General features: G+C 59.6%; 17 protein-coding genes. 3 read left to right on the top strand and 14 right to left on the bottom strand.

Features of this window, described 5'->3' with window-relative positions:
* Window positions 1-10: 10 nt before the first annotated feature.
* The 13 genes from DQ405_RS11585 to glnE all read right to left on the bottom strand — a co-directional run bounded on the left by DQ405_RS11585 (window position 11) and on the right by glnE (window position 15804).
* Window positions 11-922 (bottom strand): DUF6625 family protein, encoded by a 912-nt coding sequence (locus DQ405_RS11585; RefSeq protein WP_178114079.1) that lies wholly within the window; start codon window positions 920-922, stop codon window positions 11-13.
* 2 nt (window positions 923-924) lie between these two features.
* The gene (locus DQ405_RS11590) at window positions 925-1884 is read right to left on the bottom strand and encodes a glycosyltransferase family protein (protein WP_168424363.1); all 960 of its coding nucleotides are present in this window, start codon (window positions 1882-1884) and stop codon (window positions 925-927) included.
* Window positions 1881-2576 (bottom strand): CatB-related O-acetyltransferase, encoded by a 696-nt coding sequence (locus DQ405_RS11595; RefSeq protein WP_168424364.1) that lies wholly within the window; start codon window positions 2574-2576, stop codon window positions 1881-1883. The genes DQ405_RS11590 and DQ405_RS11595 overlap by 4 nt, the downstream gene beginning before the upstream one ends.
* A gap of 29 nt (window positions 2577-2605) precedes the next feature.
* Window positions 2606-3757, bottom strand: coding sequence for a glycosyltransferase (locus DQ405_RS11600; protein ID WP_168424365.1), 1152 nt, complete (start codon window positions 3755-3757; stop codon window positions 2606-2608).
* A gap of 2 nt (window positions 3758-3759) precedes the next feature.
* A complete protein-coding gene (locus DQ405_RS11605) occupies window positions 3760-5499 on the bottom strand; it encodes a carbamoyltransferase C-terminal domain-containing protein (protein WP_168424366.1) in 1740 nt (579 codons plus the stop codon).
* Between the two features lie 98 nt (window positions 5500-5597).
* The gene (locus DQ405_RS11610; RefSeq protein ID WP_168424367.1) at window positions 5598-7037 is read right to left on the bottom strand and encodes a lipopolysaccharide kinase InaA family protein; all 1440 of its coding nucleotides are present in this window, start codon (window positions 7035-7037) and stop codon (window positions 5598-5600) included.
* 67 nt (window positions 7038-7104) lie between these two features.
* Window positions 7105-7842 carry a lipopolysaccharide kinase InaA family protein gene (locus DQ405_RS11615; RefSeq protein ID WP_168424368.1) on the bottom strand — a complete coding sequence of 246 codons (738 nt, stop codon included), beginning with the start codon at window positions 7840-7842 and terminating at the stop codon, window positions 7105-7107.
* On the bottom strand, window positions 7839-8654 hold the full coding sequence (gene rfaP / locus DQ405_RS11620; RefSeq protein ID WP_168424369.1) for a lipopolysaccharide core heptose(I) kinase RfaP: 816 nt from the start codon (window positions 8652-8654) through the stop codon (window positions 7839-7841). The genes DQ405_RS11615 and rfaP overlap by 4 nt, the downstream gene beginning before the upstream one ends.
* Complete coding sequence (locus tag DQ405_RS11625; protein WP_168424370.1) at window positions 8651-9772, bottom strand: glycosyltransferase family 4 protein; 1122 nt, start codon at window positions 9770-9772, stop codon at window positions 8651-8653. Before DQ405_RS11625 ends, rfaP begins: the two co-directional genes overlap by 4 nt.
* Window positions 9772-10773 (bottom strand): lipopolysaccharide heptosyltransferase I, encoded by a 1002-nt coding sequence (gene waaC / locus DQ405_RS11630; RefSeq protein WP_168424371.1) that lies wholly within the window; start codon window positions 10771-10773, stop codon window positions 9772-9774. Before waaC ends, DQ405_RS11625 begins: the two co-directional genes overlap by 1 nt.
* Entirely contained in the window at window positions 10774-11808 is a 1035-nt protein-coding gene (gene waaF, locus DQ405_RS11635) for a lipopolysaccharide heptosyltransferase II (protein WP_168424372.1), read from the bottom strand.
* Between the two features lie 81 nt (window positions 11809-11889).
* Window positions 11890-12813 (bottom strand): branched-chain-amino-acid transaminase, encoded by a 924-nt coding sequence (ilvE, locus tag DQ405_RS11640; RefSeq protein WP_168424373.1) that lies wholly within the window; start codon window positions 12811-12813, stop codon window positions 11890-11892.
* Between the two features lie 45 nt (window positions 12814-12858).
* On the bottom strand, window positions 12859-15804 hold the full coding sequence (gene glnE / locus DQ405_RS11645; protein ID WP_168424374.1) for a bifunctional [glutamate--ammonia ligase]-adenylyl-L-tyrosine phosphorylase/[glutamate--ammonia-ligase] adenylyltransferase: 2946 nt from the start codon (window positions 15802-15804) through the stop codon (window positions 12859-12861).
* A gap of 276 nt (window positions 15805-16080) precedes the next feature.
* Between glnE and aceE the strand changes: the two genes are divergently transcribed.
* Entirely contained in the window at window positions 16081-18726 is a 2646-nt protein-coding gene (aceE, locus tag DQ405_RS11650; protein ID WP_168424375.1) for a pyruvate dehydrogenase (acetyl-transferring), homodimeric type, read from the top strand.
* A 27-nt stretch (window positions 18727-18753) separates the two neighbouring features.
* Complete coding sequence (gene aceF, locus DQ405_RS11655) at window positions 18754-20757, top strand: dihydrolipoyllysine-residue acetyltransferase (RefSeq protein ID WP_168424376.1); 2004 nt, start codon at window positions 18754-18756, stop codon at window positions 20755-20757.
* A 78-nt stretch (window positions 20758-20835) separates the two neighbouring features.
* Here the strand turns inward: aceF and DQ405_RS11660 are convergent, their stop codons facing one another.
* Entirely contained in the window at window positions 20836-21363 is a 528-nt protein-coding gene (locus DQ405_RS11660) for a hypothetical protein (RefSeq protein ID WP_168424377.1), read from the bottom strand.
* A 110-nt stretch (window positions 21364-21473) separates the two neighbouring features.
* On the opposite strand from DQ405_RS11660, the gene DQ405_RS11665 reads away from it, so the two are divergent.
* Window positions 21474-24146: a sensor domain-containing protein gene (locus DQ405_RS11665; protein WP_168424378.1), complete on the top strand. Its 2673-nt coding sequence runs from the start codon at window positions 21474-21476 to the stop codon at window positions 24144-24146.
* Window positions 24147-24239: the final 93 nt, after the last annotated feature.

The raw sequence follows: 24239 nt of genomic DNA on the forward strand, positions 1-24239 counted from the left end.
TCAGGCCGCTTTAAAGCACTTCAACGACACTGGCTTTTTCCTCAGAGCCCAGACTGCGGCCATAAGGTCGAAAACCCTGTTCCGTGATACACCATGCGGGTCTTGAAGACAGATCCGGAGGCTGGATCAATGTTTCAGACTGACCATCTGACCACTTCGAGCTCTTCCAAGTTATGAAGTGGAAATAGGGGAATTCACGTAAACCATCCCGGTTGTTCGTTAGTTTTCCAACGTTCCACATCCAGCACTCTGGGAAGTCGAAGCCACCGCCGAGCCAGGGAACGCGAGCATGCGGGGTGCTGAACGCTTCAGTGAATTCGCTACGCCGGCGCCACGGATTAAACTTATCAGCTATCCGCCGAATCCCTTCTGGCCAGTTTTTGTGTCGAATAAATAATCGACTGAACGCCCCTTCATCGAACGCATAGTGGGCAGGGTCTTCGAAACAGCTCTGCCAACCGGGAATGTTCATAAAGGCCTCGCGCATGCGCTTATTGTTCCGCAACATACACAGGTGGCCAGAAATACGGCGGGCGTGCGTAGAGATTAGATCGTATCTGGAGAGCCGCTCATCAGAAAAATATTGTCTCAAATCCCCATAGATGAGATCGATATCACTGAAACCCCAAAAATCGAAGCCCTCCAAATGCTCGGAATGTAAATATCCCAATGCTGGCTTGATGTCACAGAGTTTGTAAGGGCTAGTTGGGTTGAACGAGATGCCGAGCCCCTTACTCACTAATTGGCAGTAGCCTGCGAAAGACATTGGCTGGATCTTTACGTTCTCTGGCAAATTATCTGGCGCACCGCAATCCGTAAAAAAAAGCCACTCGATGTCAGTGTTCCATCTGCAGGCTTGCAAAAAGAAAGGCAGCCAAAACGGCCAGCGACCGAAATAGGGAATCAAAAGACGAATACGCATGTTCACTTCATCCCTAATCGCAGGCGCAACCGATTTAACAGCCCCATCGCCGGGCGCTCTCGAAGCGGTTCCTCCAGTGCTTGGACAATAAGCCGCCCAATGTTCAAAAAAGTATATCGCTCCTCGGCCAATGCTCGCCCCGCCGCAGCAATGCGGACAGCCAGCGCGGGATCGGAACGCAGTATCCCAAGTTTGCTTCGCAGCTCCTCGAGACTTCGGTAAAGCACCAGATTCGCCATATCGACAAAACCCAACGCCTTATTTTCCGATTCGCCCTGATCCCAAGCGAATAATACGCAGCCGCAGGCCATGGCCTCGAAGTTCTTGATCATATATTCGCCCATGCCAACATCGGCACTGACGAAGAAACGAATGCGGTTGAGCATGGTCCGGTAATCCTCACCGGAGTTGGTGCGCGTCACGACCAGATCTTCAAACTTTGCCAGCTCGGTCAGCAAGGCTTTCCGTTCGCTATAAGCGCCACTCTTTATGCTGCCGATGAACCCTAGTTCTATATCTCGCTCCAACCGCATGTCAACCAAGGCGGTCTGATCGTAGCCTTTTGGAACAAATATCGCATCAAAGCCCTCTTTGCGCAGCCGCTCACTTACCATGTACCCAGAGCTGATTACTCGCGCCCAAGGTAACTTTGCATAGTGTTTGCTGAACTTTCCGGCGTACTTACAAGAAATGTAGTTCTGATAAGCATCGTGCTCGAGAATTACCAGATTAGGTACGGTACGGATAAACGAAACCTGGCGGATTTCCTGCTTGAAGCGAAGAAAAAAGAGGATCCGATCATAGCGATGTACGTCGACTTCCCGACGAAAATAGCCGCGCAAATCCGTCTGATCCTCACAGCTCAACCAACGGAGATCGCAATTGCAATGTGTGGAGATGCCCTCGTACAAGCGATCAAGGATTGCGCGCTGTTCGGCCTGAACAAGCAACAAAATATTCATAGAGTGTGGCAGCGATCCGGCGTTATGCATAAAGTTTTAGGCCTGAGTCCAGCGACAGACGTCCTTTCGCTCAGTTCCCGCAGGAATGCCTCAGGATTGTTGAGCGGCAGGCGGATTAGATCGGCTATCGGAAGGTCCCACCATTTCGACGCGAGCAGTTGCTGCGCCATGAGTTGGGGGTGCCGTTGCGCGACGACCCTGGCTGGAACGCCGGCGGCAATCGAGTAAGGCGGAAGGCTTTTAGTGACTACCGAGCGAGCTGCCACAATACAACCAGTACCGATATCTACGCCCTCCATAACCATAGCGTCGCGCCCTATCCACACGTCATGTCCGACGCAAGCCGGGGTGGAACGTGCCTGGTAATGCCAAGCGGTTCCGGAATACTGGAACGGGTGAGAGCTGACCCAGTCACTAGGGTGGGTATTGCGTTCCTGGCCCAGCACGACATTCGACCCGATTGAGCAGAAGCGCCCGATCGAAGCGACGTTCTGCAGCTCGCCGCCGCTTCGCATATAGGTACGAGTACCGATGTTCAATTCATCAAAGAGCAATTGAACATGCCCAAGCTCGGCGCCAGTCTCGATGGTTAAGCGGCTTCCCTTGCGCAAAGCCGATACGCCGCTTGCTAACTTGCACCCGTGTCGACGAATCCATCGCTTCCAATATTCATTTCTAAGCCAGGTAATCATGCAACCGGGAACTCCTAAACTCGCTCGCCTCAGGAAGCCATGGCCGACCGAGCGATAGAAGAAACGATATCCATCTGCCAGAAACAAGAGCGCACAGCGCTATCCGAAAAGGCATCGCCCAGTCGATCGAGCATTCTCGTCGTGCATAAGGCGCGTTCTTCACCGCTCATATCCGATATCTGAATCAACCTGTTCGCAAGTACTGTGCTGTCGCCGAGTGAAAATACAAGGCCAGCGCCATCTATCACTTCCCGCCCACCACCACAGTCACTCGTAACAACCGGCACCCCGGCCGCCATTGCCTCCAGCAACACCATGCCAAACGGCTCGTGGTCAGAGGTCAGAGCGAACACATCGAAGGCTTTGAAATAGCGCCGGCCCGATGGGACTTGCCCAAGGAAGAGAACTTGCTCAGCGATATTCAGATCTTTCGCCAATTGGCGAAGAGAGCCCTCAAGGCGCCCGCTGCCCATGATCGCCAGCAGGCTTCCATTTTGTAATTGAGGCAACGCCTGAGCAAAACCGCGGATAAGGGTGGTCTGGTCTTTGTCAGGGTGCAGTCGACCAACATTGCCGACCACCCATATACCATCCGGCAGGCCGAGCGCTTCACGAGCGGCTTCACGCGAGACCTGCTCAGCCTGTACCGCGGCGACATCGATGCGGTTGTACAGCGTCTCGATGCGCGCGGACTCCCAGTTTGGAAGATGGGTGCGAATCTCGTCGCGCACCGCATTGGAAACACCAAGCAGCAACAGGCGTGAGCGGAAACAGTTGACGAACCAACGGCGCATCCGCCGGCTGTACACGCCAAAGGCATGATGCACGCCAATCACCGGCACTCGGGTCGCTAACAAGGCAACGTAGATTGGCTTGAAGCGGTGGGCGATGCAGAAGCGGAAATTTCGCCCCGCGACGATCCGTCGTAGTCGGCGCATGGCGTCGAGCTTGAGACCGCGCAAGTCTTTGCTGCTATAGCCGAGGAAGATCACTTCGTCAGAAGCCGAACCGTTCTCGGCCTCTGCACTTGGCGCACCGGTCAAATAGACGGTGCAAACCTTGTATGGCGTCCCGCTGAATAGCACTGCGTATTGTCGGGCGCAGTCAAGGAAGGGACCGTCATAGCCATGGCAAAGCTGCAGCACCCACTGCTGGCTGCCGGGATCCTTCGATGAGCTCATGCCTAGCCCTTCCCATCCTTCACCACCAACACATCCTCCATGATCAGATACTGCAGATCCGATCCGTAGAACATATTTAGCGCATCAGTCGGTGAACAGATCATTGGCTCGCCACGGCGGTTCAGCGACGTATTCAACGACACGCCATTGCCGGTGAGTTTCTCCAATTCGAGCATCAGGTCATACCAGCGCGGGTTATGGCGGCGTTCCAAAACCTGAGCGCGCGAGGTGCCGTCCTCGTGCACCACTTCACCCACACGCTCCTTCCAGCCCTCGTTGACCTCGAAGGTAAAGGTCATGAAGGGGCTTGGATGGTCGACTTTAAGCATCTGCGGTGCGACGGTGTCGAGCATCGATGGGCAAAAGGGCCTCCAGCGCTCGCGGAACTTGATCTGCTCGTTGATGCGATTGGCCACGCCCGGCACGCTCGGACAGCCAATGATTGATCGACCGCCAAGGGCGCGCGGGCCGAACTCCATACGGCCCTGGAACCAGGCAACCGGATTGCCCTCGACCATGATCTGCGCGATCCGCTGGGGCATGTTATCGATCTGCTGCCAGGTCGGCTTATTAGGATGGCGCGCGCATGCGGCAATGATGTCTTCATTGGTGTAGGCAGGCCCAAGATAGACATGCTCCATCTTTTCCACCGGCACACCACGCTGATGCGAGACGTAAGCCGCCGCGCCAACTGCTGTACCGGCATCGCCGGAGGCGGGCTGGACGAACAGCTCCCTCACTTCCGGGCGCGCGATGATCTTCTGGTTGAGTTTCACGTTAAGCGCACAGCCGCCGGCGAAGGCGATTTTGCCGGTCTCGTTGAGGATGTCGCCCAGGTAGTAATCCATCATTTGCAGCGCCAGTTTTTCGAACAGGGCCTGCATACTGGCGGCATAGTGGATATAGGGGTCGTCGGCGATATCGCCTTCGCGCTTCGGCCCCAGCCACTCGATCAGCTTGGGTGAAAAGTAATAACCCTTACTTTTTTCCTTGTAGCGGCGAAAGCCGATGACGTTGGCGTAATCGGTGTTGATGGTCAGCTCGCCATTCTCGAATTTGGCCAAACGCGAAAAGTCGTACTTGGCCGCATCACCGTAGGGCGCCATGCCCATGACCTTGAATTCGCCGTCGAGCATTTCGAACCCGAGGAACTCGGTGATCGCGCCATACAGGCCGCCCAGCGAATCCGGATCGTAGAACTCTTTTATCTTGTGGATGCGGCCATTCTCGCCGTAGCCAAAGAAGGTTGTGGCGTACTCGCCCTTGCCATCGATGCCGAGAATCGCAGTTTTTTCAGTGAAACCCGAGCAATGATAAGCGCTCGAGGCGTGGGCCAGATGGTGCTCGACCGACTCGATCTTTATCTTTTTCAGATCGAAACCCAGCTGTTGCAGGCACCACTGGATGCGCTTGTGGTAGCGCTTGTAGCGGCGGTTACCGAACAGAATGGCATCGAGCGCACGATCCGGGGCGTACCAGTAGCGCTTGGCGTAGTGCCACCGGGCTTTTTCGAAGATGCTGATCGGCGCGAAAGGAATCGCCACCACATCGACGTCGGCAGGTTTGATACCGGCCTGCTCCAAGCAGAATTTTGCTGACTCGTAGGGCATGCGGTTCTTGGCATGCTTGTCACGCACGAAACGCTCTTCCTCCGCTGCAGCGATCAACTTACCGTCGATGTACAACGCGGCGGAAGGATCGTGACTGAGGGCGCCGGAAAGGCCGAGAATTGTCAGTGCCACTGTATAAAGCCTCTTGAGAAAGCAGCTTGGAGCTTAAAGCCGGAAGCTTGAAGCAATAGCGTGTTGTAGTAAGTAGCCTGCGGGCTTCTGTCCCAGCTTTAAGCGTCCTGCTTCAAGCTGCCTTTCGGTAAACGTTGGTCCAGCAAACGATACAGAGCGCTGTCGACAGGCCAGTTGCGCAGCAAACGCTCACGATCCTTGGCAAAGGCCTGATTGAATCGAGCGATGCTGCGATGCTGCTGCAGCGCATCCAGGTCGATCAGTGCCCAGCTACCGTCCAGCCATAGCATATTGGTACCTTTCAGGTCGCCATGACTGATGTGCTCGCGAATCAGCGCAGCGAACAGCTGCTCCAGCGCCAGCAACTCCTGTTCGGGGGGCACACCATCCACGTAATGGGCGAAACGCGTGATTATATCCTGCCCATCCACATAGCCGGTAATCAGATAGCTGCGCCCACGGAGGCCGAGCCGACGCACCTCAACCATGGCCAGCGGTTGCGGCGTAGCGATGCCCAGAACCTCCAGACGATGCGCTTCGACCCAGCTGTGCCAGGCACGAGACGGACGCCAGAAGCGCTTGAGCCAGTGCACCACGCCCTTGATGTTGTAGCGCTTGATAACCAATGCTTGGCCCTGGGTATCCACACGTGCAACCGTGGCACTACCGCCCTGCTTGAGCGGCACGCCTGCGATGACGTGACCATCCAGGTCGCTTAGCACTTCGCGCAGCTGCGCCTCGCATTCGCGGCGCAAGGCGACCAGGCCGGAGCTATCGCGGCGCACGCTGAACGCCGTGCAATCACGGCCGACCTTCTTGAGGTAGCTGGCAAGCCGCTGATACCGCGCCGCATGCACTTTATCGAGGAGGGCCTCGAGCGGAAGTGCATGCGCATTGTTGACCAACAGGTAGTTCACCAGCAGCTCTTCGATGAAGGGCTCCAGCACCGCAGGGAGCTGAGCGAAGAAAAGCGCCAGATTCTCCAGCACGCGCTCCCTAGACAACGGCTGGCCGGGCTCCTCGGCACGAACCCCGCCACCGTCGATAAGATAGAGCCGCTGATCGTGGCGCATCAAATTGTCCAGATGCAGGTCGCTCTGCCAGAGCCCTTGGGCGTGCAACTTCGCGATTTCCGCCAGCGCAATGCCGAGCACGTTCTGTTGGTCAGCGCTCAACGGCACCTGCCGGGCCACGCCAAGCCAAGCGTGGTGCAGGCTCTGCGCCCCATTCAGAAACTCGAACAGCAGCCAGCCACCACCCTCTTCGTCGAAGCCCTTATCCAGCAGCCCCGGCGTGGTCAGCTGCTGCGCGGCGAGCAGTTGCGCACCCGTAAGCTCGCGCTCGAAATGGCGGCGCGCGCGCTCGCCGACCATAAGCTTGGCCAGCACAGGACTTCCGCGCCACTGGGCTCGCGCTACGTAGCGCTGCCCAGGTAATACCCGTAGCCACTGCTCGACATGCAAGTCTTCGGTACCCAGCGCAATGCTCAGCGGCAACGCAGGAGTTCGCCCGGCCAGGCGTAGCTGATCAAGCTTCACGCAAGCATCCTCGTTCTCGACAGACATATGCGATGCGGCGCGCAGGCTCCCAGCGAAATGAAACCCTTCACTCGCGCCCCTCGAAATAAGTCAGTATTTTTCGGATCAACGCCTTGTCACCGACGCCGATCCGCGCCCGCCGCCTGTAGAGCAGGAAGAAACGCAGCCGCTGGGTACGAGACAAGGTGTATCTCGCCACCTTGTCCAGGCAGGCCAGATCCTTGACCACCCGATGCCGTAAAAACGGCCCCCACCAGAAGTCGCCGGACGGGCAATCGATCAAGAACAGCTTTCCTGCTTCGTTAACCAGCAGGTTGCGCCATTTCAGATCGTTGTGCGCAAAGTTGTGCTCGTGAAGTGTCCGCGCTGCATTGGCCAACTGCTCGCTGACGTGGCGAACCCAATGCGGGTCCGCCAGACGCGCATCACCAACGAGGGCCATGGCCGCCATGTCAGTGGTTCCGGGTACTTCCAGGGTGATCAAGGCCCCACGCCGAAAAAGCCCCGCTCGTCGCTCCAGCCCCCAGGCAGCCAGCGGCGCAACGGCAATCCCCCAGTCGTGAAAATGCTGAAGGTTTTGCCACTCGGCTTCGACCCGTGAGCGCCCGATAAAACGTCGCACGCCTTTTCCGGCCGCCCAGTAGCGCTTCACGTAAAAACGCTGACCGCCAACGCTGACACGAAGCACTTCGGACAGAGGGTCACGGGTAATCTGCTCTCCACTCAGCGCGAAAACCACCTCCAAACTGGCAAATGCACGTGCCGCGTCGGCGTTGACTTCGCCGACGATTCGCCAACGGCTCACTTCTGTGCACCTGGCGCGTACTTACGCTGGAAACGGCTTTGCAGTTTTTCGGCTTTGCGCTGCAGCCAGGCCAATAAAGAAGCCTCGTCACGCAAGACTTCCCGCAGCGGCCGCTGGAAATACAGCCGCAAAAAACGCAGCTTGTCGCGGCGGGTCAGGCCAATATCCAGCGCAGAGAAATACAGTGCGGCCAGATCCTTGTCACGCCAACGGCGTGGCGTCTGGCTGCGAGTCTGAGCGCGGTGCAGATCGATCAGGGACAGGCGGAAATCGCTCGCTTTCACCGGCTTGTCGGTATGCAACAGGAAATGGCAGATATAGAAATCGCGATGGTTGACTCCGGCGCGGTGCATGGTCCCGGCCATGCGGGCGACTTCGGCGATCAACGCACGCTTGAGCGATGGCGGTGGCGGCTGTTCACGCCAGTTCATCGAGAAATCTTCCAGACTGATGGTAGGCGCCAGTTCTTCAGTGATGATGAACGAGTGCTGCGTCGCTGGGTTGCTGCCGCGCGCGCCGTAAGCGACAGCGGTCATGGTCGGCACACCAGCGTCGTGCAAGCGATTGATTGCCCGCCACTCCTGGCCGGCCCCGAGAACCGGCGCCTTGGCTGTGCCGATATTCTTAAAGATTTCGCGCCAACCGATGCCGCGATGGATCTTGACGAAGTAGCCGCGACCGTGGACTTCCGTTCTGAGCGTACGGCGGCCCTCAAGCTCCCGGTATACCTGTCCCTGAAGCTGCTCGACCGCCTCGAACGCATCCCGATCAGCCCACAGCGACTTGAAGGGTTCCGCCAGAATCAGCTTCATGGGCGCTCCGCCAGAATCACATCCGCGGCGCGCTGGGGCATGCTGTACAAGTCAGCGCTGTCTGCGTAGGCCAACGCATTTATTGCCCAGCACCGGCGCTGCTCATCGTCGACCAGCATTTCGGCCAAAAGACGATCAAGCCGGCTCTGCTCGAATGGGCTGGGCACTACGCGCCCGCAATCGGCATCAGCGATGTAATGGGCATAGCCACAGACATCGGTGACCAGTACCGGCAGCCCGGCGACCAGCGCCTCTAACAGTACGGTACCGGTGTTCTCGTTGTAGGCGGGATGGATCAGCAGGTCGGCCCCAAGCAAAAAGCGCGGAACATCGTTGCGTCCCTGAAGAAACATCACCTGAGCGGATATCCCCAGGTTCCGGGCCTGTAGCTGGAAGGGCTTGGGGTCGTCCTGACCAATGACGAACAAGCGCGTACGCTTCTTCAATGTCAGTGGCAGCGAAGCGAGCGCCTTCAAGCTGCGGTCCAACCCCTTGGTCTTGAAACCGGAACCGATCTGCACCAGCAGCAGCTCATCATCCTCAAGTTTGAATTCCCGACGGAACTCGGCCCGTATAACAGCAGCATTGAATGGCGCGCGACGGTCCTGAGCAATTCCCGGCGGTAGCAGGTGGAAACGCTGGGCCGGTGTCCCGTAATGCTTGACGAACAATGGCTGCTGCACTTCGGAGATCATCAGAATTTCAGTTTTCGACTGCGGCTCGAACACCGCGCGTTCGTACTCGGCGAAATGCTTGTAACGGCCCCAGCGCCGGTAGATCGGATTGCGCAAGGTTTGTGCTTTGTCTTCGAAACAGGGATCGGCCGCATAGTAAACGTCCAGCCCCGGCATCTTGTTGAAGCCAATCACCCGGCTGACAGGGCGCTTCGCCAGATCCTGCTCGACCCAGGCCGTGAAGCGCTCGTTACGGGTGTGATTGAAGACAGCCTTGACCGGCGCGATCAACACCTCGAACCCTTCCGGGATTTCCCCGTCCCAAATCATTGTGTAGACACGGATGGCGTGCCCGCGACGCTGGCATTCCAGCGCGATGCGCATGAAGTCGCGCTGTAACCCGCCGAAGGGGAAGTATTTATACAGAATGAAGGCCAGCTGCATCAGTGTGTCTCCGATGACCGCAACAGGGCCTTGAGTTCGCTCGCGACGCGCTCGGGCAGCAGGTCGTCGAAGCAGGGTTTATGACGATCGCCCTTGCCGGCGTTCGGGCCGCTTGCACATAAGTGGACTTGCGAGCGCCCATAAGCGCCAACACGACCAGGCAGGGTCGGACCGTAAAGCGAGATGCTGGGCACATCCAGCGCGGCTGCCAGATGACCCAGGCCGGTATCAACCGCGACACAGGCACGCGCTCCGGCAATGACCTTGGCGATTCCGCCGAGATTCAACCGAGACAACACCGAGACGCTCGGCAGGTCCGCTGCAATGCGCTCGGCGCGCGCTTTTTCGTCCGCATTGCCCCAAGGCAGACGGATCGCCCAGCCGAATTCACTCATACGCTCGGCGAGCTCGCGCCAATACTGCTCCGGCCAATGCTTGCTCGGCCAGGTGGTGCCATGCAGAAACAACAGATAGGGCTGCTCATTGGGCGTCGCCAGCAAGCGGCGATCCAGACCGTAGTCGGCGCTCAAGCTGGGGAGCGGATAACCGAGCGACTGCGCAAACAACTGCCGCACCCGCTCCAGCGCGTGCTGATCGCGCGGCACAGCGTAGCGGCGATCATAGAAGCGCGATGCCAGCGGCTCGCGAGCCGAGTCCCGATCCAGGCCTGCGACCGAGGCACTGACGTAACGGGTCAGCCAGGCGCTTTTGAGCAGACCCTGCGCATCGATCACCAGGTCATAGCGTGCCTCGCGCAGACGCGCCTTGAAGCGACGCCATTCACCCGAGCGGAGCGTTTGCAAAGGATGCTTGCGCCAGCGGCGAATCGCCACGGGAATCACCTGCGCCACAGCCGGATGCCAAGCTGGAATCTCGGCGAAACCTTCCTCCACCACCCAATCGAACTGTATGCCGGGCATTGCCCGCTGCGCGTCGGTCAGCGCCGGAAGCGTATGCACCACATCGCCCAGCGAGGATGTCTTGATTAGCAACACCCTCACTCAGCGCACCTCAATCGGTTGCGGAAGCAGGCGATCCAGCGCCTCGATTACCGAGCGCGGCTCAAGTTCGCGCATGCAGTTGTTGTGACCGAAACGGCAGGTGCGCTCGAAGCATGGGCTGCAATCGAGACCCAGGCGAACGACCTCGACCTGATCGGATAGCGGCGGAGTAAACGCTGGCGAGGTGGAACCATAGACCGACACCAGCGGGCGACCTAGCGCGGCGGCCACGTGCATCAGGCCGGAGTCATTGGAGACCACGGCTTCGGCACAGGACAGCAGATCTATCGCTTCGGCCAGGCTGGTTTCGCCCGCCAGGTTGAGCGCCTCTTCGCGCAACCCAGGGATCAACTGCTGGCGGATTGCCTCGCCCACGGCATGATCATTCTTCGAACCGAACAGCCAGACCTGCCAGCCGTCGCGGATCTTCGCTTCTGCCACCTTGGCGAAATGCTCAGCCGGCCAGCGCTTGGATTCGCCAAATTCCGCACCCGGGCAAAGCGCCAGGACCGGCCGATCCACGCTCAGCGCAAAACGCGCGAGCGCCGCATCGCGGCTCTCGGCGTCGATACGAAGGAACGGCTTCGGATAGGGCTTGGGCAATTCGGCGCCTGGCTCGAAGGCCAGCGCCATGAAGCGCTCGATCATCAGCGGATAGCGCTGTTTGTCGAGCTTGCGCATATCGTTGAGCAGGCCGAAACGCATTTCGCCGCGCCAGCCAGTACGTTTGGGAATCCCAGCAAAGAACGGTACCAGCGCCGACTTCAGCGAGTTCGGCAGCAGAATCGCCTGTCCATACTGGCCACGCAGCCGCTGGGCGGTCGCGCGCCGGGTCGCCATGTCGAGCACACCGTGGCCTACCGGAAAACTCAGCGCCTGGCGCACCTCCGGCATCCGCTCGAGAATCGGCCGACTCCACTCGGGCGCCAGTACGTCAATCTGGCAGTCCGGGTAGCGCTGTTTCAGGCAGACGAACAACGTCTGCGCCATCACCATGTCGCCGACCCAGCTAGGACCCACAATCAGAATATTCATAAGTTCAAAGCCATAAGCACGAAGCTGGAAGCGGGCACTGGAAAGGTTCGCTCTTCCAGCTTCTGGCTTCCAGCTAGCGGCTTACTTGACCAGCGTCCGCCATTCGGCATGGGCTTCAGTCTTGCCGGACACCAGATCGAAATAGGCCTTCTGGATGCGCTCGGTGACCGGACCGCGTCGGCCAATGCCGATGTTGCGCCCATCAACTTCACGAATCGGGGTGACTTCCGCGGCGGTGCCAGTGAAGAAGGCTTCGTCAGCGATATAGACCTCATCGCGGGTGATGCGCTTCTCGACCACCTTGATGCCCAGCTCGTCGGCCAGAGTCAGTACGGTGCTACGGGTAATGCCGTTGAGGCAGGCGGTGACTTCCGGGGTGTAGATCACGCCGTCCTTGATGATGAAGATGTTTTCGCCTGAACCCTCCGCCACGTAGCCTTCCGGATCCAGCATCAACGCTTCGTCGGCTCCGCCCGAAATGGCTTCCTGCAGCGCCAGCATGGAGTTGATGTAGGCGCCATTGGATTTCGCACGGGTCATGCTGATGTTGACGTGGTGACGGGTGAAGGAACTGGTACGCACCTTGATGCCCAGCTCCAGCGCTTCGTCGCCCATATAGGCGCCCCAGTGCCAGGCGGCAACGATGACGTGTACCTTCAAGCCGCTGGCGCGCAGGCCCATGCCTTCGGATCCGTAGAAGACCATCGGCCGGATGTAGGCGCTCTCCAGGTTGTTTTCGCGCACGGCGGCACGAGTCGCCTCGTTGATTTCTTCCTTCGAGTACGGCATCTGCATGTTCATGATATGCGCCGAGTCGAACAGACGATCGGTATGCGCCTGCAGGCGGAAGATCGCCGTACCAGCCGGTGTGTTATATGCGCGCACACCTTCGAACACGCCCATGCCGTAATGCAGGGTGTGGGTCAGCACATGGGTGGTCGCGTCGCGCCACTGTACCAACTCACCGTCATACCAGATCACGCCATCACGATCGGCCATCGACATTGTTGCCACCTCGGAATTCGATAAAAGCTCTGTTTGCAGACGAGATCAGCTGAGCCCCAGCTCACGCCAGATTCGCATCACCGCGCGACGCTCGTCATGAAATTGATCCCCACTCACCACACCGGTCAGTTTTTGCAGTGATTGCCGGTGGGCAACAGCACGGTATGCCTTGTAGGCATCCTGCAGCAGCCGAACCTCATCGCCGGTCATCAACCCGGCCTGCTCCAACCCATCGAGAATGCGGATGTTATCGGTATAGCGCAGCAGTTGCGGATGCTGGTGCGACCACGCCAAAGCCGCGTATTGCACCATAAATTCGATATCCACGATACCACCTGCATCCTGCTTGAGATTGAACTCGCCCTGCGCCTCGAAGGCCTTGTCAGCGAGGCCCGCCTGCGTCGTACGGGTGCCGAGGTTGTCGCGCATCTTCGCGCGCATCTCGCTGACCTCTCGGCGCAGCTGCTCGAAATCACGCGGACGCCCCAGCACGGCGGCCCGTACCTTCTCGAAATCCGCCGACAGCTGCGGGCAACCCACCAGCACGCGCGCGCGCACCAACGCCTGGTGTTCCCAGGTCCAGGCCTCCTGGCTTTGGTAGCGATCGAACGCACTCAGAGAACTGACCAGCAGCCCGGAGGCACCGGACGGACGCAGCCGCATGTCGACTTCGTAGAGCTGGCCGGAGGTCGTCTGGGTGGTCAGCAAATGAATGATGCGCTGCCCCAAGCGAGTGAAGAACTGTGCGCCATCGATGGGTTTGGCGCCGTCGGTTTCGGCATTGGCATCGCCATCGTGAATGAATACCAGATCCAGATCGGAGCCGTGGCCGAGCTCGATACCCCCGACCTTGCCATAGCCTATGATGATGAAAGCCGGATCACAAAGCTCGCCATCAACGCGCTGCGGCTGGCCGTGGCGAGCGACCGTGTGCCGCCAGGCCAGCGCCAGCACTTGTTCGAGGATCGCTTCGGCAAGCCAGGTGAGGTAATCGCTGACCTTCATCAGCGGCAAGGTCCCGGCAATTTCCGAAGCCGCCACACGCAGCCGGTGCGCCAGTTTGAAATGCCGCAGCGCCTCCATCTGTTGTTCGAGATCGTCCTCGGGAATCCGCGCCAGCCGTTCATGCAATTCGGCCGCGAGCTCCGGCGCCTGGGGTGGACTGAACAAACGCCCGGCGTTGAGCAACTCATCGAGCAACAGGGGGAAGCGTGCGATCTGTTCGGCAATCCAGGGGCTGCCGGCGCAAAGCTCCAGCAACCGCTGCAGCGCACCGGGGTTTTCCGTCAGCAGAACCAGATAGGCCGAGCGCCGCGCCACTGCTTCGATCAGCGGCAGGACCCGCTCCAGCACCAGATCAGGATCGTCCTGCTCGACGGCCTGGGCGAGCAGACGAGGAATAAAGGCGTCTAGCCGTTCCCGCCCCAGCCGCTGCATGGTTCGCACCTGATTGGCGCTGCGCAGTGCGGCTAGGCGCTGGCAGGCGGCCGAACCGTCGCGGAAACCGGCATCGCTCAGCTGGCGGCAGGCGAACTCTTCGTCCCAGTCCTGCTCCCACAAGGGCAACCACTCGCCGCCGACCAGCGCCTCGCCTTCGGCATTTTCATCCTCATCAGGATCGGCGATCACCTGACGAAAATGCCAGTCGATCCGGCCACGCCAATACAACAGGCGCTCATGGAACGCCTTCCAGCTGTCGAACCCGAGCATAAAGGCGATGCGATCGCAATCGATCTGATTGTCCGGCAACATCTGTGTCTGACGGTCATCGATGGCCTGCAGCGCATGCTCGGTGTAGCGCAGGAACTCATAGCCCTCGCGCAGCTCTTCGGCCGCAGCAGGCGGCAGGTAACCCTGCCCGGCCAGCGTTGCCAGCACCTTTAACAAGGGCCGCTGCTGCAAACTCAGATCGCGCCCACCGTGGATCAGCTGGAAGGCTTGGGCGATGAATTCCACTTCACGGATGCCGCCGGCGCCCAGCTTGATGTTGGCCGCCATACCCTTGCGTCGCACTTCCTGCTGGATCAGCTGCTTCATCGTGCGCAGCGCATCGATGGCCGAGAAGTCGAGGTAGCGCCGATAAACGAATGGCCGCAGCATATCCAGCAGCTCCTTGCCAGCCGTCTGGTCGCCAGCCACCACACGCGCCTTGATCATTGCGTAGCGCTCCCAGTCGCGCCCCTGATCCTGGTAGTACTGCTCGAGCGCGTTGAAACTCAACACCAGCGAGCCGGACGAGCCATAGGGCCGCAAGCGCATGTCCACACGAAATACGAAACCGTCGACGGTCGGCGCATCGAGCGCTTTGATTAGCCGCTGGCCGAGGCGAACGAAGAATTCCTGATTATCCAGCGACCGTTTCGCCCCAACGGTCTCGCCGCCCTCCGGGTAGCCGAAGATCAGATCGATATCAGAAGACAGATTGAGTTCGCACGCCCCCAGCTTGCCCATGCCGAGAACCACCATCTGCTGCGCTTTACCGGTGCGTCGGCCGGTCGGGACGCCGAACTGATCGCAATGCCGCGAGTACAGCCACTGATAGGCCAGGTCGATACAGGCGTCCGCCAGATCGGACAGATCGCCGCAGGTTTCGGCAAGATCCGCCTGGCGGGTCAGATCTCGCCAGATGATTCGCACCTGCTGACGGTTGCGGAAACGCCTTAGCAGCCTCGCCAGATTGTCTTCATCAGTGCACTCGGCGAGCACCTCGGCAAGCGCCGCTCGCATCTCACCGGCCTTCAACGAGCGCTCCAGCAAGCCCGACTCGGCCAGATGCAGCAACACTTCCGGATCTCGGCTAACCTGTTCGGCGACGTAGTCGCTGGCGGCACAGACCCTGCCGAATGCGTCACGGCGCTCAGCAGGCCATGCATCAAAGCGTCTGAGTGCCTGCTCCGACGATTCGCGTAACGAACCGAGGAACGACTCCTCGGCACGATTGACCAATGGCAGTAGCGATGTCGGCAATGCAACCCGTGATGGCAAACTCATATAAGGTTCCTTAACGCCTTAGCCGCAGCAGGACAGCGGAAGCGCCAGGCTAGAGCCATTGGCGCGCAGGTAAGCCAGCCAGATCGAACCGTCGATGTTGTAGTTTTACTACTAAATAATGTCACAGGGGGCTGAATTGGCCGTTGTTTTGTAGTAAAACTACAGAGCCGGTTCTACCCCCGGCCCAATCATCCAAGAACATACACGCCCCGGCCCACAAAGCCGGCCGCGAAGCAGGCAACCGATTCTGGAAGCCTTTCCGCCCTGGAGCAAGCCATGCAAGATCTCGATCCCGTCGAAACCCAGGAATGGCTGGACGCCCTCGAGTCAGTACTCGACCGCGAAGGTGAAGACCGCGCCCACTATCTGATGACACGGATGGGGGAACTGGCCACCCGCAGCGGCACGCCACTTCCTTACGGCATCACCACGCCGTACCGCAACACCATCCCCGTCACCCGCGAAGCCAAGATGCCCGGCGACCTGTTCATGGAGCGACGCATTCGCTCTCTGGTTCGCTGGAACGCGCTGGCAATGGTGATGCGCGCCAACCTGAAGGACCCGGACCTGGGTGGACACATCTCTACGTTTGCCTCCAGCGCGACGCTGTACGACATCGGCTTCAACTACTTCTTCCAGGCTCCTACCGAGGAGCACGGCGGCGATCTGATCTACTACCAGGGCCACGCCTCGCCTGGCATCTACGCCCGCGCCTATCTCGAAGGCCGCTTGACCGAAGACCAGATGCTCAACTTCCGCCAGGAAGTCGATGGCAAGGGGCTCTCGAGCTACCCCCATCCACACCTGATGCCGGACTTCTGGCAGTTCCCGACCGTTTCCATGGGTCTGGGGCCGATCACCGCGATCTACCAGGCACGCTTCATGAAGTACCTGGAAAACCGCGGCTTCATTCCCAAAGGCAAGCAGCGCGTCTGGTGCTTCATCGGTGACGGAGAGTGCGACGAGCCGGAAACCCTCGGCGCCATCTCCCTGGCCGGCCGCGAGAATCTCGACAACCTGGTATTCGTCATCAACTGCAACCTGCAGCGCCTGGACGGCCCGGTTCGCGGCAACAGCAAGATCATCCAGGAACTGGAAGGCGTGTTCAAAGGCGCCAACTGGAACGTCAACAAAGTCGTCTGGGGCCGCCTGTGGGACCCGCTGTTCGCCGCCGACGAAGACGGTCGCATGCAGCGCCGCATGGACCAGGCAATCGATGGCGAATATCAGAACTACAAGGCCAAAGACGGCGCTTACGTGCGCAAGCATTTCTTCGGCGCCGACCCGGAACTGCTCAAGCGCGTCGAGAGCATGTCCGACGAGGAAGTCTGGAAGCTCAACCGTGGCGGTCACGACCCCTATAAGGTCTATGCGGCCTACCATCAGGCGGTCAACCACAAGGGCCAGCCGACAGTCATCTTGGCCAAGACCATCAAGGGCTACGGCACCGGTGCCGGTGAGGCGAAGAACATCGCCCACAACACCAAGAAAGTCGATATCGACAGTCTGAAGAAATTCCGTGATCGCTTCGATATCCCGGTCAACGATTCGCAGCTCGAAGAACTGCCGTTCTACCGTCCAGCCGAAGACAGCGCGGAAATGAAGTACCTGCGCAAGTGCCGCGAAAAGCTCGGTGGCTCGCTACCGCAGCGCCGACCGAAGAGCTTCAGCATCCCGACACCTCCGCTGGAAACCCTCAAGGCCGTACTGGACGGTTCCGGCGATCGAGAGATCTCCACCACCATGGCCTTCGGCCGCATCCTGTCTCAGTTGGTCAAAGACAAGGATCTGGGCAAGCGCATTGTGCCGATCCTCGCCGACGAGGCGCGTACCTTTGGCATGGAAGGCATGTTCCGTCAGCTCGGTATCTACTCGCCGGTGGGGCAGCTGTACGAGCCGGTCGACCGCGATCAGGTGATGTACTACCGCGAAGAGAAGGACGGCCAGATCCTGCAGGAAGGCCTCAACGAGGCCGGTGCCTTCTCCTCGTTCATGGCCGCGGGTACCGCCTACAGCAACTACAACCAGCCGATGCTGCCGGTCTACATCTTCTATTCGATGTTCGGCTTCCAGCGTATCGGCGACCTGGCCTGGGCGGCGGGCGATGCCCAGACTCGCGGCTTCCTGCTGGGCGGCACGTCCGGGCGCACCACGCTCAACGGCGAAGGCCTGCAACACGAGGACGGCCACAGCCACATCCTCGCCAGCACCATCCCCAACTGCCGCAGCTACGACCCCACCTACGGCTACGAGCTGGCGGTGATCATGCATCACGGCATGCACGAGATGATGGAGCTGCAGAAGAGCGTCTACTACTACATCACCGTGATGAACGAGAACTACCAGCAGCCGGCCATGCCGCAGGGTGTCGAAGACGGCATCATCAAAGGCATGTACTTGCTCGAAGAAGCCAAAGGCGACTTCAAGCACCGCGTGCAACTGCTGGGCTCCGGCACCATCCTGCGTGAAGTGCGCGCCGCGGTGGATATCCTTGCCAAGATGGGCGTCGGTGCCGACATTTGGAGCGTTACCAGCTTCAACGAACTGCGTCGCGACGGGCTGGCGACCGATCACTGGAACCGCCTGCACCCCACCGAAGAGCGGCGCAAGAGCTATGTCGAGCAGTGTCTGGAAGGTCGAGACGGGCCGGTCATCGCTTCCACCGACTATATGAAGCTGTTCGCCGACCAGATCCGTCAGTGGGTGCCGTCCCGCGAGTATCAGGTTCTGGGAACCGACGGCTTTGGTCGTAGCGACTCACGCGCCAAGCTGCGCGACTTCTTCGAAGTCGACCGTCGCTGGGTCGCCGTCGCCGCCTTGCAGGCACTCGCCGATCGCGGCGCCATCGAACGCAAGGTTGTGGCCAATGCCATCACCGAGTTCGGTATCGACCCCGAGAAGCGCAATCCACTGGATTGCTGATGCTGCGTGCGCACAGGAGAACCTATTGTGAGTGAAACCATACGCGTACCCGACATCGGCAGCGGTGAGGGTGAAGTAATCGAATTGTTCGTCAAGGTCGGTGATCGCATCGAAGCCGACCAGAGCATCCTGACGCTTGAGTCCGACAAGGCCAGCATGGAAATTCCCGCGCCCAAGGCGGGCGTGGTGAAAGGCCTGAAGGTCAAACTGGGCGATCGTTTGAAAGAAGGCGACGAGCTGCTTGAGCTGGAAAGCGAGGAAGGCCAGGAAGAAGCGCCGGCACCAGCCGCTGCCGAGCCAGCGGGCGCAGCTACCGGCGGCCCGGCAGACGAAGCCGAAGCGTCCACGCCGTCCGGCGATGAGGATCCGTCGGCCTCCGCTGAGGAAGGCGAGTCTCAGGACATCAAGGTGCCGGATATCGGCTCCTCCGGCAAAGCCAGCGTGATCGAGATTTCGGTCAAGCCCGGCGATACCATCGCGGCCGAGCAACCGCTGATCACGCTCGAGTCCGACAAGGCCAGCATGGAGATTCCCTCTCCAGCAGCGGGCGTGGTCGAAAGCATTTCGGTCAAGGTAGGCGACGAAGTCGGAACCGGCGACATGATCCTGGTCCTCAAGGGTGCAGCGCCAAGCAAGCCGGCAGCGAGCAAAACGCCAGCAAGCCAGGCAGCGAGCGAGCCAAAGGAACAGCTGAGCGAGCAGGCTGAGGAAGAACCCGCCGAAGCCGCTGGCGAGTCCGTGGAAGAGGTTCGTATCCCGGACATCGGCTCCAGCGGCAGTGCGAACGTGATCGAAGTAATGGTCAAGGCCGGCGACAGCGTCGAGGCGGATCAATCGCTGATCACGCTGGAATCGGACAAGGCCAGTATGGAGATTCCTGCGCCCAAGGCCGGCATCGTAGAGTCGCTGTCGCTCAAGATCGGTGATGAGGCCAAGACCGGCGACCTGATCCTGACCCTCAAGGTCAAAGGCGCCGCACCGGCGAAAAAGCCCGCAGCCAGGCCCGAGGAGGCTGCACCGCAGCAGCAGGCTGTCGCACCGAACAAGCAAGGCGTACCGGAAGCCAAGGCCGCCGCGACTCCAGCGCCGGCAGTCAACGGCCCGAGCAAGGCCGGCACCAAGGTGCACGCTGGTCCCGCAGTACGCATGACCGCACGCGAGTTTGGTGTCGAACTGGCCGACGTCCAGGGCACCGGGCCGAAGGGGCGGATTCTCAAGGAAGACGTTCAGGCCTACGTCAAGACCATGATGAACAAGGCCAAGCAGGCCCCAGTAGCAGGCGCCGCGGGTGGTTCGGGTATCCCGCCGATTCCTGAGGTTGACTTCAGCAAGTTTGGCGAAATCGAAGAAGTACCGATGACCCGCCTGATGCAGGTGGGTGCCGCCAACCTGCATCGCAGCTGGCTGAACGTGCCGCACGTGACCCAATTCGAGTCCTCGGACATCACCGAGCTGGAAGCCTTCCGCGTTGCGCAGAAATCAGTCGCGGAGAAGGCCGGCGTCAAGCTGACGGTACTGCCGCTTCTGCTCAAGGCCTGTGCTCACCTGCTCAAGGAACTTCCGGAATTCAATGCTTCGCTCGCACCTAGCGGCAAGGCAGTGATTCGCAAGAAGTACGTGCACATCGGCTTTGCGGTGGATACGCCGGACGGCCTGCTGGTACCGGTCATCAAGAACGTCGACCAGAAGAGCCTGCTGCAGCTGGCAGGCGAGGCGGCGGAGCTGGCCGAGAAGGCCCGCACCAAGAAGCTGTCGCCGGATGCCATGCAGGGCGCCTGTTTCACCATCTCCAGCCTCGGCCACATTGGCGGTACCGGCTTCACGCCGATCGTCAATGCACCGGAAGTGGCGATTCTGGGCGTTTCAAAGGCAACCATGCAGCCAGTGTGGGACGGCAAGGCTTTCCAGCCCCGCCTGATGCTGCCGTTATCGCTGTCCTATGACCACCGCGTCATCAACGGCGCCGCGGCGGCGCGCTTCACCAAGCGCCTGTCCGAGCTGTTGGCGGATATCCGCACGATGCTGCTGTGATTCATTGAGCGATAAAAGAAACCCGCCTTCCGGCGGTTTTTTTTGAGCTGTTAGCCCCGGCACCAGGCGCGGCTCGTCTCAGCCTTTCTGCAGATTACGAAACAGGAAAGACAAGGCCTTCGCCAGCGCTTCGGCGCCTTCGGGGTCACGCAGAATAGTCAGCCAGGGCTCACCTCCCGCCGGGCTGGCAAAAACGCAAACGATGCCCTGCGGCGGGCACTGATATTGTAGGTAAGGATCCATGCCGAATACCGAAAGACTGCGGTTGCGTACGGCGATATTGCCCGAGGCACCGCGTCGCTCCTCACGAATTCGCAACTCCCCTGGCGCGCCCACGCTCAGGCGATAATTCAGATCCTGCGGATTGGCCTGACCGACCTGATACGCAGCCTTCAGCGCGTGGGTTTCCAGCAAGGCATTGCTATGGGAAAGCAGGGCTTTGCGTTCATCCGAGGTGAGGTACAGTGCCTTCAACCCGGCCAGGTAACTGGCTGATTCAGCTGAATCCAGAGTATTCGATTCAACCGCTTGTAGCGGTAAGCTGGAGCCTAGAAGAAGCGTGATCAGAAGTAACTTCGAAAGTCGGCTTGTCAGTCCCTGTCGCATGATGCACCCTTGCCGTATCTAATATTATTTAGCCATCGTTTCGCCGCTAAAACGCCGTAGATTGCGGCTAGCGAAGCGACTCCCGCAGCATACTGGAAGCAAACCGCTCGATGAAAATACATACCGATGCCGCCAGCCGTCTGGCGACCGAGGTTGTGACGCAGTTGCCAGTGCCTTCCAGGCTCGGGATGCTGCGTTTCGAGCGTTTGAACGAATCCAGCTGGGCATTGCTCTATCTCGATCCTGCTTGCGAACGGCACCTCGGCCAACCGGCCCACGAGCTGTGCTCGCTGATCGATTCGCCATATGCCAGCCTGATGGAACCAGCCGTGCGCCTACAGGCGCATGACATCGTTCAGGAACAACTGGCCATCCGGGGCCACTATTCCATCCGTTACCGTCTGCATACGACCGAGGGCGCGCTGGATCTGCTGGAGATCGGCGAGCTTTGCCAACAGTATGGTCGAGAAATTCTCCGTGGCTACTTGATCATCGAGCCGCACCCGGGAGCAAAGCCGCGGCAGCATTTACCGGATTCGGTGCCCGAACTTTCGGCTGATTTCTACCAGCAAACCACCGATGTGCATCTCGAGCACCTCATTCGATCCCGCACACAGCAGAGCCTGATCGTACGCCTGGCTCGGCACCGCTATAGCTCGACCAACCCGCAGGTCGAGGCCGCGCAGCTGATCACCCAGGCCGCGAGCGAGGCCTATGGCATTGCGCGAGCCGCCATCTGGCACCTGAACGGCAATCAACTCACGGCCGTTGCCGTTCATCGAGGCGACAAGGACAGCCATGAACATCCGCCAGCGCTGGATATATCCGCCTGCCCTCGCTACATGGAGTCGCTGCACAGTGGCCGAGCCATCGATGTGTCCAACATTCAACTGGATCCCCGCACCCAGGAGCTGACCGGCCGCTCGTTCAAGATGCCGGGAACCACATCCATTCTGGATGCAACCATCCGGGTCGGCGGTGAGGTTATCGGCGTGCTCTGCCTGGAGCATTCAGGTAGCGTCCGCGCCTGGCATGCAGACGAGGTGGCGTTCGCCGGTGAGTTGGCAGATCAGTACGCGCAGGTGCTGGCCAACCAGCAACGACTCAGCGCCACACATACTCTGTATCTGTTCCAGCGGGCGGTGGAGCAGAGTGCAAGCGCCTTCATCCTCGTCGACAAGAATGGCATTGTCGATTATGTGAACCCTAGTTTTTCGGCCATCACTCAATACGCTGCCGATGAAATCCGTGGACGTCACCTCACCGAGCTGACCACGCTGGACAACCTCAGCCAGCTGCTGTTCAACTCCTCATCCAGCTTGGCCGAAAGCAACAGCTGGCAGGGCGAGTTCCGAAGCCGGCGCAAGGACCTCGAACCATACTGGGGCCAGCTGTCGATCTCCAAGGTGTATGGCGAGAACGGCGAGCTGACGCATTACATCGGTATCTATGAGGACATCACTCAGAGCAAGCTGGCGCAGCAGCGTATCGAGCGCCTGGCCTATACCGATAACCTGACCAGCCTCGGCAATCGCCCGTTCTTCATCCGCAGCATCGAAGAGCGCTTCGCCAACAACCAGACGCCGCATCTATGCCTGTTGCTGGTCGACATCGACAACTTCAAGCGCATCAATGACAGTCTCGGCCACCAGACCGGTGACAAGCTGCTCGCCAGCCTTGCGCGACGTCTGCGTAACAGCCTGAAACGGGACACTGTACTGGCGCGTTTCGCCAGCAACGAATTCGCCCTTCTGCTCGACGACATGGACCTGGAAGAAGGCCAGCACCTGGCGAATCAGGTGTTGCGCATCCTGGACAAGCCGTTGTTCGTCGACAAACAGCTGATCAGTGTCAGCGGCTCCCTGGGCCTGGCCTGCGCGCCCCTGCACGGTCGCGACCCGGAAACGCTGATGAAGCACGCCGGGCAAGCGCTGCACAGAGCCAAGGCCAACGGAAAGAATCAGGTCCAGGTGTTCACCGAAGCCCTGCACGCCGAGGCGAACTACAAGCTGTTCGTGGAGAACAACCTGCGTCGCGCTCTGATGCAGAACGAGCTTGAGGTCTATTACCAGCCAAAGCTTTGTCTGCGTACCGGCCGCCTGCAGGGCCTGGAGGCGTTGCTGCGTTGGAATCATCCGGAAAAAGGCATGATCCAGCCAGACCAGTTCATCAGCGTTGCCGAAGAGACCGGACTGATCATTCCTATTGGCAAGTTGGTGGCTCGCGAAGCGTGCCGGATGGGCTTACAGCTCGCTTCGCTGGGTATCGGTGCGCCGCAGATCGCAATCAATCTATCGCCGAAGCAGTTTTCCGATCCAGACCTCGTCGGTTCGATCGCCACCATCCTTTCCGAAGAACGGCTGCCCCCTGGCTGCCTGGAACTGGAGCTGACCGAGGGGCTGCTGCTCGACGCCACCGAGGAAACTCGCCAACAGTTGATCGGCTTGAAGGCACTGGGCGTGACCTTGGCGATGGACGATTTCGGTACCGGCTACTCCTCACTGAGCTACCTGAAGAAATTCCCGATCGATGTGATCAAGATCGACCGAAGCTTTATCAAAGACATCCCCGGCAACCAGGACGATATCGAGATCACTTCCGCCGTGATCGCCATGGCTCGCAATCTCAATCTCAAGGTGGTCGCCGAAGGTATCGAGACCACCGAGCAACTGGCATTCCTGCGCCACCAACGCTGCGATATTGGCCAAGGCTATCTATTCGATAGGCCGATCCCTGGCCGAGAACTGCTCAGCTCACTCCGCCGCTACACGAATTGGCTCTGACCTTTCGTCAGCACACCATCGGTGTAAAGCGCGTTGGTTTTAGTCGCTTGGTAGCCTAGGCTTCCAGCAGCCCATAAGACCATCAGGCACGAG

Source organism: Pseudomonas sp. SST3 (assembly GCF_003325755.1).